At 64.1% G+C, this 15,593-nt stretch carries 14 protein-coding genes and 1 pseudogene; 4 read left to right on the top strand and 11 right to left on the bottom strand.

Annotation, left to right across the window (positions count from 1 at the left end; translation table 11 throughout):
• Positions 1-507: 507 nt before the first annotated feature.
• Together J9611_RS15815 and J9611_RS15820 are read left to right on the top strand one after the other, a co-directional pair.
• The gene (locus tag J9611_RS15815; RefSeq protein WP_211881491.1) at positions 508-687 is read left to right on the top strand and encodes a hypothetical protein; all 180 of its coding nucleotides are present in this window, start codon (positions 508-510) and stop codon (positions 685-687) included.
• 110 nt (positions 688-797) lie between these two features.
• Entirely contained in the window at positions 798-1,574 is a 777-nt protein-coding gene (locus J9611_RS15820) for an AAA family ATPase (RefSeq protein WP_211881492.1), read from the top strand.
• A gap of 336 nt (positions 1,575-1,910) precedes the next feature.
• Here J9611_RS15820 and J9611_RS15825 read toward each other — a convergent pair whose 3' ends face one another.
• Positions 1,911-3,944 carry an ABC transporter ATP-binding protein gene (locus J9611_RS15825; RefSeq protein ID WP_211881493.1) on the bottom strand — a complete coding sequence of 678 codons (2,034 nt, stop codon included), beginning with the start codon at positions 3,942-3,944 and terminating at the stop codon, positions 1,911-1,913.
• Positions 3,941-5,695, bottom strand: coding sequence for an ABC transporter ATP-binding protein (locus J9611_RS15830; protein ID WP_211881494.1), 1,755 nt, complete (start codon positions 5,693-5,695; stop codon positions 3,941-3,943). The genes J9611_RS15825 and J9611_RS15830 overlap by 4 nt, the downstream gene beginning before the upstream one ends.
• A 13-nt stretch (positions 5,696-5,708) precedes the next feature.
• Between J9611_RS15830 and J9611_RS22785 the strand changes: the two are divergent.
• Positions 5,709-6,044 (top strand): annotated as a pseudogene (locus J9611_RS22785) (hypothetical protein); the annotation flags it as partial.
• A 73-nt stretch (positions 6,045-6,117) separates the two neighbouring features.
• Entirely contained in the window at positions 6,118-6,834 is a 717-nt protein-coding gene (locus tag J9611_RS22360; RefSeq protein WP_307857127.1) for an FAD-dependent oxidoreductase, read from the top strand.
• Positions 6,835-7,202: 368 nt separating this feature from the next.
• Here J9611_RS22360 and J9611_RS15845 read toward each other — a convergent pair whose 3' ends face one another.
• The 9 genes from J9611_RS15845 to J9611_RS15885 all read right to left on the bottom strand — a co-directional run bounded on the left by J9611_RS15845 (position 7,203) and on the right by J9611_RS15885 (position 15,565).
• Positions 7,203-8,231 (bottom strand): ATP-dependent 6-phosphofructokinase, encoded by a 1,029-nt coding sequence (locus J9611_RS15845; RefSeq protein ID WP_211881539.1) that lies wholly within the window; start codon positions 8,229-8,231, stop codon positions 7,203-7,205.
• A gap of 281 nt (positions 8,232-8,512) precedes the next feature.
• Positions 8,513-9,634 (bottom strand): transaldolase, encoded by a 1,122-nt coding sequence (tal, locus tag J9611_RS15850; RefSeq protein ID WP_211881496.1) that lies wholly within the window; start codon positions 9,632-9,634, stop codon positions 8,513-8,515.
• A gap of 198 nt (positions 9,635-9,832) precedes the next feature.
• On the bottom strand, positions 9,833-10,114 hold the full coding sequence (locus J9611_RS15855) for an HPr family phosphocarrier protein (RefSeq protein WP_211881497.1): 282 nt from the start codon (positions 10,112-10,114) through the stop codon (positions 9,833-9,835).
• A 98-nt stretch (positions 10,115-10,212) separates the two neighbouring features.
• Entirely contained in the window at positions 10,213-11,736 is a 1,524-nt protein-coding gene (gene ulaA / locus J9611_RS15860) for a PTS ascorbate transporter subunit IIC (protein ID WP_211881499.1), read from the bottom strand.
• A 34-nt stretch (positions 11,737-11,770) separates the two neighbouring features.
• On the bottom strand, positions 11,771-12,043 hold the full coding sequence (locus J9611_RS15865; protein WP_211881501.1) for a PTS sugar transporter subunit IIB: 273 nt from the start codon (positions 12,041-12,043) through the stop codon (positions 11,771-11,773).
• Between the two features lie 53 nt (positions 12,044-12,096).
• Complete coding sequence (locus J9611_RS15870; protein WP_211881503.1) at positions 12,097-12,555, bottom strand: PTS sugar transporter subunit IIA; 459 nt, start codon at positions 12,553-12,555, stop codon at positions 12,097-12,099.
• A gap of 150 nt (positions 12,556-12,705) precedes the next feature.
• Positions 12,706-13,719 (bottom strand): LacI family DNA-binding transcriptional regulator, encoded by a 1,014-nt coding sequence (locus tag J9611_RS15875; RefSeq protein ID WP_211881505.1) that lies wholly within the window; start codon positions 13,717-13,719, stop codon positions 12,706-12,708.
• Positions 13,720-13,790: 71 nt separating this feature from the next.
• Positions 13,791-14,450 carry a nucleoside/nucleotide kinase family protein gene (locus J9611_RS15880; protein ID WP_211881508.1) on the bottom strand — a complete coding sequence of 220 codons (660 nt, stop codon included), beginning with the start codon at positions 14,448-14,450 and terminating at the stop codon, positions 13,791-13,793.
• A gap of 65 nt (positions 14,451-14,515) precedes the next feature.
• The gene (locus J9611_RS15885; RefSeq protein WP_281414577.1) at positions 14,516-15,565 is read right to left on the bottom strand and encodes a rhamnose ABC transporter substrate-binding protein; all 1,050 of its coding nucleotides are present in this window, start codon (positions 15,563-15,565) and stop codon (positions 14,516-14,518) included.
• Positions 15,566-15,593: the final 28 nt, after the last annotated feature.

The raw sequence follows: 15,593 nt of genomic DNA on the forward strand, positions 1-15,593 counted from the left end.
GACAACCGCCAGATGGTCAGCGGTCAAAATGTCACACCCAAATGCCACCATAAGAACCATCAGGCAGCCGGTAAGCCCTGACCCACTGGAAACCACGCCTCATGAAAGATCGAGGTTAGGGCGGAGTCCGAGGCCATGGATACACGGACATGACGCCGGTCGCCAAACAGCCGCCGCGGCCGTTTGCAATGCCCGGGCAGACCGGAACGCCGAGACTCACCCGCAATAATCCCAAATCCGCTTGAGACGTCGGCGCCGCGCTGTGCACTATGAAAAGGCATGGTCGGGCGGCACGTCCCAGCCGAAGCAGCCCCCGAGCACTCCTACGCGAAGCGGAGGCAGTGGATTAGAGGCAAAGTTTTACCCATCCTGGTGGACGCAATGAGGCCAAACCTGTGAGCTCGCAGAGCTGCCCAAGGGTCACAGGCGTTCCTGGATTGGACCTACCGCAGCTCCGCAGTGGCGCGGCAGCCGGACATCCGGATTCATGAATGGAAGCACTGAACAATGACGTTTGAAACTGCCGACTCTGTAACCCACAAGCTCTGGGACCGCTCCACCATGCACCACGAGCTGGACGCCCTGGTCCACGACCTCTCGGAGCTCCACAACACCGCCAAGAGCAACATCGCGGTCCACGCCAGCGGACCCAACACCTTCACGCTCAGCCTGAACCACGGCGCATAAAGCCGGCGTCCAAGCAGTTAGCAGCGCCCAAGGACGACGGCGGGAGGCAACCCCTCCCGCCGTCGTCCTTTGGCGTTTAGCCCCTCATACCCACGCCGTCGCCTGGCTGGGTGTGGGACTCGAAGCGGTTTTCGCCGGAGCTTTCCTCGCTGGCATCGGAAGGCCGGCCGGCGATCGAGGAGCAGGTCACGCGGGTCACCGACGTACCGGCTCTGTCGTCCGAACAGTTCCGGCAGGTTTTCTTCAAAGGCATCCCAGACGGTCGTTCTCCGCAATTCAGCATGAAGGTTGAGACCCTCAAGAATGCGACTATCGAACTTGCCAGCGGCAGTGAGGTTGAGTCTGTTTTCAAAGGACGAAAAATCGATGGAAGGTTGGTTGACCACATCCGGGGTCTATCTCGATCCGATCTGGAAGAGATTGACACATGGTTTCCGGAGGATTCAGTCCACGTACGATACAAATCCGACGAAAGCTCTCCCTGGAGTCCAATTTCCGAAGGATCCCCTGGACAACGAACCGCCGCCCTGCTTGCCTTCGTTCTAAGCATGGGAACCGAGCCCCTCATTTTGGACCAACCGGAAGACGATCTCGAGAACCAACTCATCTATTCATTGGTTGTTGGCACTCTGCGGTCAATCAAAAGTTGTCGCCAAGTCATCGTCGTCACCCATAACGCGAATATTGTCGTAAACGGAAACGCCGAAAACGTCATCGTCCTCCAGAGATCCGCTGAAACGACGTCGATCCATGCGACTGGCGCGCTCGAAAGAAAGGATGTCCGAAGCGCTGTATGTCAGATAATGGAAGGCGGGGAGGCAGCATTTACCAAGCGATTTGAACGTTTGGGAATCAAGCTTCCTTCGCACATCGGCGCACTTCGCTAACTCCTTTTCGTGAAGATAAGGGCCAGGTCGCACGGCCCGGCCCTTATCTTCAGCAATTAACTACGCAACTTACCGCGTCCCCCGGCAAGGAGGTTCTACTACTACTAGTCGGCAGTTCAGAACGCTTAGGTGCGGGGCGCTCGTGGCCCACAGTGTCTCGTCTACCAATCGACATCGGACCGAGCTCAACATGGCAACACCGTTTCCTCCAATCTCAAGGATCCAAACGCCGATAACAGCGCACAGCTGAACCCTCGGGTGATGAGGCTACCCGCCCTGTCGCACCATGGATGGTCTACGCGTGGTCCCGCCAAGCGGCCAAGCGGAGCAGCGCACCTATACCTCCGCCACCGGAGCCGCGAACTGCGCGGCGTACAGCGCCGCGTACGCCCCGCCCGCGGCCAACAGCTCGGCATGGTTCCCCTGCTCAACGATCTGCCCGGATTCCATCACCAGGATGAGGTCGGCGTCGCGGATGGTGGAGAGGCGGTGTGCGATCACGAAGCTGGTCCGGTCGGAGCGCAGCGCACTCATCGCCTTCTGCACCAGCACCTCGGTGCGGGTGTCCACCGAGCTGGTCGCCTCGTCCAGGATCAGCACGGACGGACGGGCCAGGAAGGCCCGGGCAATCGTGAGCAGCTGCTTCTCCCCCGCCGACACGTTGGAGCCCTCGTCGTCGAGCACCGTGTCGTAGCCCTCCGGCAGGGACCGCACGAAGCGGTCCACGTACGTCGCCCGGGCCGCCTCCAGAATCTCCTCCTCCGAGGCCGAAGGCCGGCCGTAGGCGATGTTGTCCCGGATACTCCCGCCGAACAGCCACGTATCCTGCAGCACCATGCCCATCCGCGAGCGCAGCTCGTTGCGCGTCATCGCGGTGACGTCCACGCCGTCGAGCGTGATCCGCCCGGCGTCGAGCTCATAGAACCGCATCATCAGGTTCACCAGCGTCGTCTTGCCCGCCCCGGTGGGCCCCACGATCGCCACGGTCTGCCCGGGCTCCGCCACCAGGCTCAGGTCGGCGATCAGGGGCTTGTCCGGCGAATAGGAGAACGAGACGTTCTCGAACACCAGCCGGCCCCGGCCGCCGTTCGGCGCCACAGAAGGAACAGGATCAAGCGATTGCTCCTCCGTGTCCAGCAGCTCGAACACCCGCTCCGCCGATGCCACCCCGGACTGCAGCAGGTTGGCCATGGACCCGAGCTGGGCCAGCGGCTGGGTGAACTGCCGGGAGTACTGGATGAACGCCTGCACGTCGCCGAGCTGCATCGCACCCGAAGCCACCTGCAGCCCGCCCACCACCGCGATCCCCACGTAGACGAGGTTCCCGATGAACGTCATGGCCGGCATGATCAGCCCCGAAATGAACTGCGCGCCGAAGCTGGCCTGGTACAGCTCCGTGTTCTTCTGCCGGAACCGCTCCTCCACCTCCCGCTGCCGCCCGAACACCTTCACCAGCGCGTGCCCGGTGTAGGTCTCCTCGATCTGCCCGTTCAGCTCGCCGGTGTGCTTCCACTGCGCCACGAACAGCTTCTGCGAGCGCTTCGCGATCACCGCCGTGGTCGCGAGCGTCAGCGGAATGGTCACCAGCGCAATGATGGCCAGCGTCGGCGAGAGGATGACCATCATCACCAGCACCCCCGCCACCGTCAGCAGCGACGTGACCGCCTGGCTGATGGACTGCTGCAGGCTCTGCGAGATGTTGTCGACGTCGTTGGTCACCCGGCTCAGCAGCTCGCCGCGCTGCACCGAATCGAAGTAGCGCAGCGGCAGCCGGTGGATTTTCGCCTCGATCCGCTCGCGCAGCCGGTACATGGTGCGCTGCACGACGCCGTTGAGCACGTACGCCTGCACCCAGCCGAACGCGGAGGCCAGCACGTACAGCGCCAGCGCCCACAGCAGCACGGTGGACAGGGCGGTGAAGTCGATCCCGGTGCCGGGGGTCAGCGTCATGGCGCTGAGCATGTCCGCCTTCTGGTTCTCGCCCGCGGCGCGCAGCTGCGCGATCAGCTGGGCCTTGCTCACGCCGGGCGGGAGCTGCTTGGACACGACGCCGGAGAAGATCAGGTTGGTCCCCTCGCCGAGCAGCCGCGGCCCGATCACCGAGAACGTCACGCTGCCGACGGCGAGCACCAGGACCAGCACGAGCCAGAGCCGCTCCGGGCGCAGGGTCCCGAGCAGCCGTTTCGCCGAGGGCCAGAAGTTCATCGGCTTCTCCGCCGGGATGTTCATCCCCGCGAACGGTCCCCCGCGGCCCGGTCCGCCCGGCGGGCGCGGCGGCATGCGGACGACGGCGGGTTCCCCGCCGGGCCTGGGCGCGCCGGGCCCGGCAGCGGGAGCCGCCGGGGTGGGGGCCTTGTCGGTGCGGCTCATACCGTCTCCTCCGCGGCCAGCTGCGAGTTCACGATCTCGCGGTACGTTTCCGAGGTGCCGAGCAGCTCGCCGTGCGTGCCGTGCGCGACGATCCTGCCGGCGTCGAGCACGAGGATCTGGTCCGCGTCGGCGATGCTGGACACGCGCTGGGCGATGATCACCAGGGTGGCGCCGGCGGTGTGCCGTTTGAGGGCCTGCCGGAGCCGGGCGTCGGTGGCGGTGTCCAGCGAGGAGAACGAGTCGTCGAAGATGTACAGCTCGGGCCGTTTCACCAGCGCCCGGGCGATCGCGATCCGCTGCCGCTGCCCGCCGGAGACGTTGGTGCCGCCCTGCGAGATCGGCGCGTCCAGCCCGCCCTCCATCTCGGCCACGAAGTCCTCCGCCTGCGCGATGGACAGCGCCCGCCAGAGCTCCTCCTCCGTGGCGTCGGGTTTGCCGTACAGCAGGTTGCTGCGGACCGTGCCGGAAAACAGGTAGGGCTTCTGCGGGACCAGGCCGATGTGCCCCCACAGCAGGTCCGGGTGCAGCTCCTTCACGTCCACCCCGCCGATCCGCACCGAGCCGGACGTCGCGTCGAAGAGCCGCGGCATGAGGTTCACCAGGGTGGTCTTGCCCGAGCCCGTGCTGCCGATGATCGCCGTCGTCTGCCCGGCACGGGCGGTGAAGCCGATGCCGGCCAGGACCGGCCGCTCGGCACCCGGGTAGGCGAAGCCGACGTCGCTCATCTGAAGCTCGCCCCGCCCCCGGGAACCGTGCACGGTGCCGCCGGCAAAGCCGACCGGGTGCGCCGGCGGCCGGACGCTGGATTCGGTCCCCAGCACCTCCCCGATCCGGTCCGCCGAGACCGCCGCGCGCGGGATCATGATGGCCATGAACGTGGCCATCATGACCGACATCAGGATCTGCATCAGGTAGCTGAGGAAGGCGATCATGGTGCCCACCTGCATGGAGCCGTCCTCGATCCGGAACGCCCCGAACCAGATCACGGCCACGCTGGAGACGTTCAGGACCAGCATCACCACGGGAAACGCGAGCGCCATCAGCCGTCCGGCGCGCAGGGCCGTGTCCGTGACGTCCTCGTTGGCCTTGGCGAACCGGCCGGTCTCGATGTCCTCGCGGACGAAGGCGCGCACCACCCGGATGCCGGTGAGCTGTTCGCGGAGCACCCGGTTGACGGCGTCGATCCGGACCTGCATCAGCCGGAACAGCGGGACCATCCGGGTGATGATCACCCCGATCCCGGCCAGCAGCACCGGCACGCTGACGGCGATGAGCCAGGACAGCTGCACGTCCTGGCGGATGGCCATGATGACCCCGCCGATGCTGAGCATGGGCGCCGCGACCATCAGCGTGGCGGACATCAGCACGAGCTGCTGGACCTGCTGGACGTCGTTGGTGGAGCGGGTGATGAGCGACGGCGCGCCGAAGCGGGTGACCTCCTGCTCGGAGAACTCCGCCACCCGCGTGAAGACCGCCCCGCGCAGGTCCCGGCCCAGGCCCATCGCCGCCTTCGCACCGAAATACACGGCGGTGACGGCGCAGGCGATCTGCAGCAGGGTGATGACCAGCATCAGGGTGCCGGTGCGCAGGATGTACCCGGTGTCCCCCTTCGCGACGCCCTCATCGATGATGTCCGCGTTCAGGGTGGGCAGGTACAGCGACGCGGTGGACTGCGCCAGCTGGAAAACGACGACGGCGGACAGCAGCCGCCGCTGCGGCCGCAGGTATTCAACGAGCAGTCTCCAGAGCATCCGGTCTCCAACCATGCCTGCATGCGCTTCAGGATCTTCACGCACGGTGATTCGAAGGCCAGTGTACGTCCGGTTCCCGGTGGAAGCCGCGGTGATTCTCCACCTGGCCGCTCAAGGCCGTCCTCTGCGCCCGGGGCCGGGCCCTCACCCGCTACTGCCGGGACAAAGGCTGCCCTACCGTAAACTCGGGAAGCTGGTGGTCGCCGTCACCGACGAGGAGCTCCCCCGGCTGGACGAGATCGAACGCCGCGCCAGGGAAAACCAGGTCCCCGGCGTGAAGCGGCTCAACGCCGCGCAGCTGAGGGAGATCGAGCCGCACGCAGCGGGCGTGGCCGCCGTCCACTCGCCGGAAACCGCCGTCGTGGACTACGCGGCGATCACCGAAGCCCTCGCGCAGGACGTGCGGCTGGGGCGGCGGGTCCGTGCTGCTGGGCCAGGAGGTCGTGGCCGTGAAGAACGCGCACGGGCCGGCGCACGTGTCCACTCCGGCCGGCACGCACAGCTTCGACCGCCTGGTGGTGTGCGCGGGGCTGCAGTCCGATCTGGTGGCGAAACTGGTGGGGGCCAGCCCGTCCCCCGCGATCCTTGCGTTCCGCGGCGAATACTGGGTGATGGCCGCCGAGCGGAGCCACCTGGTGAACGGCATGATCTACCCGGTCCCGGATCCGCGTTTCCCCTTCCTGGGCGTGCACTTCACCCGCGGCGTCTACGACGACGTCCGCGTGGGCCCCAACGCGGTGCCGGCCGTGGCGCGGGAAGGCTACTCGTGGGGCCGGGTGTCGCTGAAGGACACGCTGGCGTCGCTGGGCTGGCCCGGGGCGCCGGCCCTGGCGCGGAAACACTGGCGGATGGGGGTGCGGGAAATTTCGGCGTCGCTGCTCAAACCGCTGTACTTCCGGCAGGCCCGGCAGTTCCTGCCCGCCCCGCAACCTTCAGACCTGGCGGCGAAGGCCGGCGCGGGCGTCCGGGCCCATGCCTGGGACGCGGACGGGTCCCTGCTCGACGATTTCGCCGTGGACCGGCTCGGCGCCGTCACCCTGCTGCGCAATGCACCCTCCCCGGCCGCGACCTCCGCCCTGGCGATCGCCGACCACGTCCTGGAGCACTACCTGCGGATCGCCAGGCATCCGCTGCCGTAGCCGGCACCCGAACGGGCCTTGCCCTGACGGGGCCGGGGCGCGCCCTCAACGTCTGCCAACTGATCTTCAAGACGCACAGGATGCCCGTTACTGGAGAAATCTGAAGGCACTCCATTTGGCGGGTCTGAGTCGACAGTCGTCGTGGTGTTGTGCCGCGAAGGACGGCTTCCGCTGCGAACCTGCCCTGTGAACGGCGGGAGCGTTGCAGGAGAGGCAGACAAGCATTTTGCGATGGCGGTTCTGCCATTGGTCGTCCTTTTGGCTGAACTCCTGTGCGTCCCAGTCGTGGCCGTCCAGCAGACTCTTAGCACGTTTCATCGCTCTTCCCTTTAGTCTGAATGGAAATTGGCTGCCTTCTTATCTGGCACTTAGCCGAAAAGGAGACTTGCTTCGTCCCAGCGTTCCTGAGGTACGGTTTTCAGGCTCCCTAGGGCGGTATCGAAATCAATGGATTCGATTGACGTTCCCTTGAGGGTGACCATGGTCCCCCAGCGGTTGTGCGCCACAGAGTCGACTGCGGCCATGCCCAGCCGTGTGGCCAGGACGCGGTCGAATGCAGAGGGCACTCCCCCACGTTGTATGTGGCCAAGCACGGTAGCGCGGGTCTCGATTCCGGTCCGTGCCTCGATTTCGGGGGCGAGCTTTTCGCCAATTCCGCCCAGTCGTGGCCGTCCGAACGTATCGAGCCCACGACCGGAGTGCGCCGCCTCCTGGCCCTGTTCGATAAATCCCTCTGCCACGACTACCAGGGGCGCGCGTCCGCGCCGCTGGGCTTCCTGGACCCACGTCGCGATTTGGGCTGCCGATACTGGTTGTTCAGGGATGAGAATGGCGTGTGCCCCTGCTGCCATGCCCGCGTGGAGGGCGATCCAGCCGGCATGCCGACCCATGACTTCCGCGACCATGCATCGGTGGTGTGATTCGCCGGTGGTTCGCAGCCTGTCGATGGCTTCCGTGGCAATCTGGACGGCCGTGTCGAAACCGAAAGTGTAGTCGGTAGCCGCCAGGTCGTTGTCCACAGTTTTCGGAACACCGACAATTTTGAGGCCCTCTTGCGACAGGCGCTGGGCCGCGGCCAGCGTTCCTTCCCCTCCGATGGCAATGAGGGCGTCGATGCCCAATGATACGAGGGTCATCTTTATGTTGTGGGCGCCGCCGTTGGGTCCGTCGAACGGATTCGTCCGTGAGGTTCCAAGGATGGTGCCTCCCTGTTTGGAGATTCCTCGTACTTTTTCTCTGGGAAGTTCCAGCACCTCCCCGTCCACTACTCCGCGCCATCCATCACGGAATCCGACGAAGGTGTGGCCGTAGGCCTTGATGCCTTTGAGCACGGCCCCGCGGATGACCGCATTTAGTCCGGGGCAGTCGCCCCCGCTGGTCAGGATACCTATTTTCATGCTGGATCTTTCTTCATGCTGGATGTGGATTGAATGCAGTTTCGGCCAGGTCCCCGGCGGCCTGTGGCGGCTGCTATCTGCAGGAATTCCGATCGGCCGATGTGACTGGTCTGCTCGTCCTGATGGTCGAGGGCCGTTCGATGAGTTCTGACCAACCGAACGGGTCGAACCCAATGCATGAATGCGCGCGAACATCGAGTCCGCTTCTGGTGTCGTGCTGCGGCTAAGAGACATGGGGGTGGACGGGCGCCCAGGGCGGCGGAGTTGTGCATTGTAGGTACTTAGGTGGATGCGTTCCGTGCAGCGGCGAGAGCTTCCTCAACGTCGGCGAGCAGTTCCTTCCAGCTGGCTACGAACTTCTCCAGGCCTTCAGATTCCAGCAGTGCCACGACGTCGTTGTAGGAGACGCCCACGCTCTCCAGTTCGCTGAGGGCCGCGACGGCATCGTTGAAGTGTGTGGAAACCGTGTCTCCGGCAATGACACCGTGGTCGAATGTGGCGTCGAGGGTCTTCTCCGGCATGGTGTTCACAACGCCCGGTGCCACGAGCTCTGTGACGTACATGGTGTCCGGGTAAGCCGGATCCTTCACACCGGTGGAGGCCCACAACGGACGCTGCGGCAGGGCGCCGGCTTTCGCCAAAGGCGCCCAGCGTTGGGTGGAGAAAAGCTCCTCGTAGACCTCGTAGGCCAGGCGGGCGTTGGCAATGCCTGCCATTCCCTTAAGCGACTTGGCCTGGAGGGTGCCGATGGCGTCCAGGCGCTTGTCGGTTTCCAAGTCCACGCGGGAGACGAAGAAGGATGCCACGGAGTGGATCCTGGAGAGATCGTGGCCATTGTCCATGGCCTGCTCCAGGCCCGACTGGAAGGCCTTGATCACGGCGCGGTAGCGTTCCAGCGAGAAGATCAGGGTGACGTTGACGCTGATGCCTTCGGCCAAGGTGGCCGTGATGGCCTCGAGGCCTTCAAGGGTTGCCGGGATCTTGACCAGTACGTTGTCCTTATTGACCTTCTTGTAGAGGTGCTTGGCTTCGACGATGGTGCCGGCGGTGTCCCAGGCGAGGCGGGGGTCCACTTCGATGGACACGCGGCCATCAACACCGTTGGTTGCCGCGGCGACGGGAGCGAACAGCTCGCAGGCGTCGGCCACATCGGTGGTGGTGATCTCGAAGACGGTCTCTTCAACGGTGGCGCCGGCTGCAGCCTGGGCGGCGATGACGGCGTCGTAGTCGTGGCCGGTGGTGATCGCGGCGTGGAAGATGCTGGGGTTCGTGGTGACACCGACAACGTTCTTCTCTTCGATCAGCTTGCGGAGGGTGCCGGTGGTGAGGCGGCCGCGGGACAGGTCGTCGAGCCAGATGGAGACGCCGGCGTCGGAGAGCTGCTGGGTGGGGTTGGTCGTCATGTCAAAGCTCCTGGGATATCTGGTGGTTCGGATTAGCAGCAGCGTCCGATCAGGTCTCTTTGCGGCGCTGCTTGTCATGTTCATGTGTTTTTGGTTGGTCTGCCGGGAGCAGGTGCTCCCGGCAGACCAGTGAGGGTGCTGCCGCCAGTCCCCGCGAGCTCTCGGTCTCAGCGGCGGCATTCCTGGGGTACCTGGCCGTTAGCGGTGTGCGTCGTGGTCCGTTTGGAGGATCTGCACGAGTGCATCGAGTGCTTCATCGGCGCCGGTTCCTTCCGCGCGGAGCACGACCGTGGTGCCGTGGGTTGCCCCCAAGCCCATCAGCGAAAGCATGCTTGAGGCGTCAACTGCTTCGCTGTCCGGGGCGCCTTCGACTGAGATGGTCACTTCGAGAGGAAGCTCGCCGGCTGCTTCGGCGAAGATCGCGGCGGGGCGGGCATGCAGACCCACCCGGCTGGCAATGGTGGTCGTGCGTTCTGTCATCGTGAAGGTCCTCTATATGAATGGAAGTGGTGGCGTCAGCAGGCGCATGCCTTCACGTTTGTTTCGGTGCGAGGGCGGCGGTGAGCGTTTCCGGCGGCCTATGACGCCGGGCTCTGTGCCGGCTCCTTCCGGGCGGCCTCCTTTGCGGCTGCTTTTTCCTCGGCTTCGGCTGCCTTTTCTTCGGCGATCCAGGCGTCTCGGTGCGCGCCGGGAATCCATCCGGAGTTGACGACCTTGAGTTGGAAGATGATGGCGGAAGTGACCAGTGCGACGGCGATCAGGATGGTCAGGACGGCGCCGACGGCAGTTCCGCCACGAAGGCTGAGACCGATGAGGGTACCGAACCAGCCAAAGTCGGCGTCACCAAACGTGCTGTTTGACAGGCCGAACTGGCCCAGCACCAGGAGGAGAACGGCGGGAAGGATCGTGATGATCACACCGTTGACGAAGCCGCCGACGGCCGCGCCGCGCCGTCCTCCGGTTGAGTTGCCATAGACCCCGGCGCCGCCGCCGGTGAAGAAGTGCGGAACCATGCCGGGGAGGATGAGCGCCAGGCCGAAGACCGGGTTCAGCCAGAGGGCCAGGACACCAAGTGCGAGGAGTCCGCCTGCGAATGAACTCAGAAATCCGATCAGCACGGCGTTAGCACCGAAGGGAAAGACAATCGGGATATCGAGAGCCGGTTTGGCGCCCGGGACGACTTTTTCTGCGATTCCCTGAAACGCGGGGACGAGTTCGCCAAGGACAGTGCGGACACCGTAGAGAATGACGGCCACACCGACTCCGAACTGGAGGGCCTGCGCGAATCCTGTCATGACGAAATCACCGGAGTCACTGGCCTTGAAGATCGCCAGTGCCTTGTCGAGGGGCAGTGCGATGAGTCCCCAAATGGTGAAGACCATGTAGATGAGAACCATTGAGAGTGACGTCGCGACCATTGAGTCACGAAGGAATTTGAGTCCTTGCGGGAACTGGATTTCCTCGCTCGATTTGCTGCGGCGCCCGACGGCTTGACCTGCGGCGCCGGCAGCGATGTATCCGAGCGAACCGAAGTGGCCGATGGCGATGGCGTCGTTTCCGGTGATTTTCTTCGTCCAGGGGTGGAGGAAGGCGGGCATGACCACCATGATGACGCCGAGCAGGACCGCGCCGATCAGGACGACAAGCCAGCCCAGGTTCTCCCCGAATCCCACGGAGAGCACGACGGTGATCATGGTTGCCATGAACACCATGTGGTGCCCGGTCAGGAACACATACTTCAAGGGAGTGAACCGTGCCAGGACGAGCATGACAAGGAAGCCAAGAGTCAGCACGTAGGCGCTTTGGGCGCCGAACTGCTTTTGGGCCATGGCCGTGATGACCTCGTTTGTCGGGATGACGCCCTGGGCGCCTGTCACCGCGAGGATGAGCTTGCCGAGGGGATCCAGGGAGCCGACCACAACGGTGGCTCCAGCACCCAGGATGAGGAAGCCCATGGCTGCCTTGAGCGCTCCGCCGATAACCTGCCCTGCGTTTCGCCGCAGCGCTACCAGGCCAACGGCGGTAATGATGCCAATTAAGTAGGCGGGCACATTCAGGATCTGGTGCCCGATGAAATTCAGTACAACTATGAGCCACTCCATGGCGGGTGGTCCTTTCGATTAGGTGGGGGGCGGGTTATCGGACGGCTTCGGTGAGCTTGTCCGTGATCTCATCGAGATCGAAGAAGTTGTTGATGATGATGACGTTTGCGGGGACCTGTCCGAGTTCGCCGGCGAGTTCGTCGGATGTGAGGACGATTTGGGCGGTCTGTGCCGCGCCCTTGGCGACGCCGATGTCGGCGGCTTCGACGTCCGCGTCGATTCCGAGCTTTGCGAGGACTTTTTCCGCGTTCATCTTGAGCAGAATTGATGTGCCAATGCCCATGCCGCACACTGCAACGATTTTCATGGTGGTGCCTTTCATTAAGGTGGATCTGGATTTCTTTGGGTTTTGGTCGAAGATCAGGAAGCCGAGGCGGCTTCACCGAGGATCGTGCGCACTTCTTCGTCAGTTGTGGCTGCATCCAGACGCGCTCGGACGGCTTTGTCGGAGAGCACACCCGCGACTGCCTTCAGGACGTCGATGTGGGTGGTGTGGTCAACGGCCGCCAGCCCGATGACCAGGGTTACGGGATCATTTTTCGGGTGCCCGAACTCGACTGGAGTTTCGAGACTGACCCAGCTGAGCCCGCCGTGGAGGACGGCATCGGAGGGGCGTGCGTGGGCGAGAGCGATTCCAGGTGCGATAACGATGTAGGGACCGTGCTCCACGACGGCGGCAATCATTTGGTCTGTGTACTCATCAGTCGTCGCCCCTCCCGAAACGAGGCCGTCGCCGGAAAGGCGGATGGCTTCACGCCAGTCGGATGCGGTTGCTTTCGTCGAGATGGAGCAAAGGGATTCAGCGAGGTTGAGGGTCATGAGAGGACTCTTTCCTTGAGGTTTTGGGCAGGGGGCATCGCGGAGGCGCGGCGTGGGCGTGATGGAGGTGAAGCGGGCACGACGGCATGGCCGCGGCGTCCGTGGAGGTCTAGGTGTTAGCGGGGAGGTGTGTTGGCAGTGGGGCGGCGGTTAGATGCCTGTTCCGCCGGAGTCCCGGACGATCAGCCGGGGGCTGAGGCGTATTTCGCGGGGTTTGAGATCGGGTTCCTGGAGCCGTTGGAACAGCATTTCGGCGGCCAGGGTTCCGAGTTCTTCGATGGGCTGGGCCATGACGGTCAGGCGGGGGTGGAACAGGTCTGCCCAGGGGAAGTCGTCGAAGGCTACGAGGGCTATGTCATCCGGTACCTGCAGGCCGAGGTCCCGTAGGGCTGCCATGGCTCCGATAGTCATTTGGTTGTTACCCGTGATGAGCGCGGTAGGTGGTGATTTCAGTGCCATCAGCGACTTGATGGCCTGCCGTGCGGGTTCGGCTTCGGAGTGTCCGTCCCGGATGAGGGTCTCGTCGACGCCGATTCCGGCCTGTCGCAGGCCGAGGAGGTAGCCATCGACTCTTTCGAGCGTGGTGCGAAGCCCTGGCCGGCCGGAGACCATTGCGATGCGGCGGTGGCCCCGTTCGGCCAGATGCCGGACGAGCTCCGCGGTGGGCTCGGTGTTTTCGACGCCGATGGCGTCGACGGGCTGCGACGGGTCCAGATGCTCGGGGACCCTGTCAATCAGGATGGTGGGGATTTTCCGGCGTGAGATCTGGCGCAAGGCTTCCTGCGGGTCCGCCGAGGGGGCAAGGATGATTCCGTCGGGACGGTGGGCGAGGAGGTCGCGGACGGCCCGGAGCTCCCGGTCGGGATCATCGTGTGTATCGGCCAGGAGGAGGCTGTAGCCCAGATCGGTGACATGTTTTTCGATGGAGTGGACAACTTCACCGAAGTACGGGTTCGACATCGCCGAGATGGCAAGGCCGATCGAGTGTGTTTTGCCGGTGCGCAGGGACTTCGCAATCCCGTCATTGAGATAGCCGGTTGCCTCGATCGCTGCGGCAACGGCCCTCTCAGTTTCCGGGGCGATGCGGCGGGTCTTGTTCAACACATGGGAGACCGTGGTCTGTGAAACGCCGGCGACCTGTGCCACGTCGCTCATGGTTACCATGTGATCTCCTTCCGCTGCATTCATTGTTCCATCTGCCTGCTTTTCCCATTGCACGCCGGGCGGTGGCGCCGTCATGAAAGCCTGATGACCAGGTCGGCCGAGTGCCTGGTGGTCCGGATGAACTCCGCGTTGGGTTCGTCGGACCGGTGTACCCATTCCACCGCTCGGGCCAGTGCCTTACCGAAGTGGACGTGCCGGTCAACGAGTCTGGCTACGCGGAGCTCGTCAGGGGTTTCCAGGTACCAGACCTGGTCCAGTTCGGCGCGGACCGCCTGCCACCGGGGATCAGGGGCCAGCAAGTAGTTCCCTTCCGTGATGACCACCGGAAGGTCCCGGGGCACAGCGATGGACGCCGCGATGGGTTCTTCGAGTCCCCGCCGGTACAGCGGCGCGTAAACAACGTCTTCATCGCGGGACCTGATCCGCTGAAGCAGGGACCGGTAGCCGCCGACGTCGAAGGTGTCGATCGCGCCTTTACGGTCAAGCTTCGGAGAATCCTTGATGACCTCGTGACCGAGGTGGAAGCCGTCCATGGGCACCACTACCGCACGGTCGCTGCCCAGCCGGTCCGCGAGCTGGTCGGCGAAGGTGGACTTGCCGGCCCCCGGCGCCCCGCACAGGCCAAGGATCATCCGGGAACCGGGTGCCAGGTTGCCCAGGATCCGTTGCGCCAGCTGGTCCACGTCGGCTTCCAGGATCTCTGGAAACGGCCGCTGCTTGCTCAGCTCCATGACTTTAACTCCTTGTAGTTGGTGCCTGCGGCTGGCCCGGGATGCCGGGCCAGCCGCAGGGGACATCAGAACGCGAATTCGTTCACGTTCGCGGTGGTGACAATCTTGGCCGGTCCGAGGATGACGGTCTTCTCATCGCCCACCGTGTAAGAGCCCAGCTTGCCGGCATCGAATTTCTCGCCCGCTTTTCCGGTCACGGTGCAGCTGGCGGCGGCTTTGGCGGCGTAGAAGGACAGGTAGCCCAGATCGGTGACGTTCCACCAGATGTCCTGTACGTTACCGGTCTGGATCTGCTTCTTGATCAAGGACGCGGGCGCCAGCCCGGTGAGCTTGACCTTGCCCAGGGCGCCGATTTCATCCAGGGCTGTTGCCGCGGCCGGCAGGGAAATTCCGGCGGGGACGATGATGCCCTTGAGGTTGGGGTGGGTGGTTACCAGCTCTTTGGCGCGGTTGGCGCTGACATCTGCCTTTTCTTCTCCGTAGACAACGTCGACCAGTTTCATGCCGCTGAACTTCGCTTCGCTCCCGAGACGCTTTTTGATGTCGGCGATCCAGGCGTTCTGGTTGACCGCCGTCTGGGTGGAGGAGAGGATGGCGAACTCCCCCGTGCCGCCGAGAAGGTTGCTCATGCTGTCCAGCATCCCGGTTCCCAGCTCATCGGTCTTAGCCTGGTTGATGAACAGGGACCGCGCGTCGGGGGCGACATCGGAGTCGAAGGTAATGACCTTGATGGCCTGGGCCTGGGCCTTCTTCAACTCCGCCGCCGCACCGTTGAGGTCACTGCCTGAGATGGCGATGACGTCAACCTTCTGTGAGATCAGCTGTTGGACAAACGGGATCTGGGCGGACCCGGTCGCTTCGCTGGGCGAGGTGTAGACGACCTTGTTGGTGCCGCCGAGTTCGGTGGCTGCCTTCTGGGCGCCGTCCCTGACGGTGGTCATGTAGGGGTCATCACCAAGTTTGGGAATGTAGCCGACGGTGATGTTGTCCTTGGGAGTGCAGCTGCCTCCTCCGGAGGCGGCTGTGCCTCCGGAGGGAGTGCAAGCAGTCAATGCAAGGCTTGCGAGGCTAAGAACGGCAAGGCCCGACAGTGCAGCCCGTGCAGGTGTACGCATGTAAATCTCCTGTGATTTCGTGTGGTTG

The organism is Pseudarthrobacter albicanus, from assembly GCF_018224015.1.
GTDB classification, from domain to species: Bacteria; Actinomycetota; Actinomycetes; order Actinomycetales; family Micrococcaceae; genus Arthrobacter; species Arthrobacter albicanus.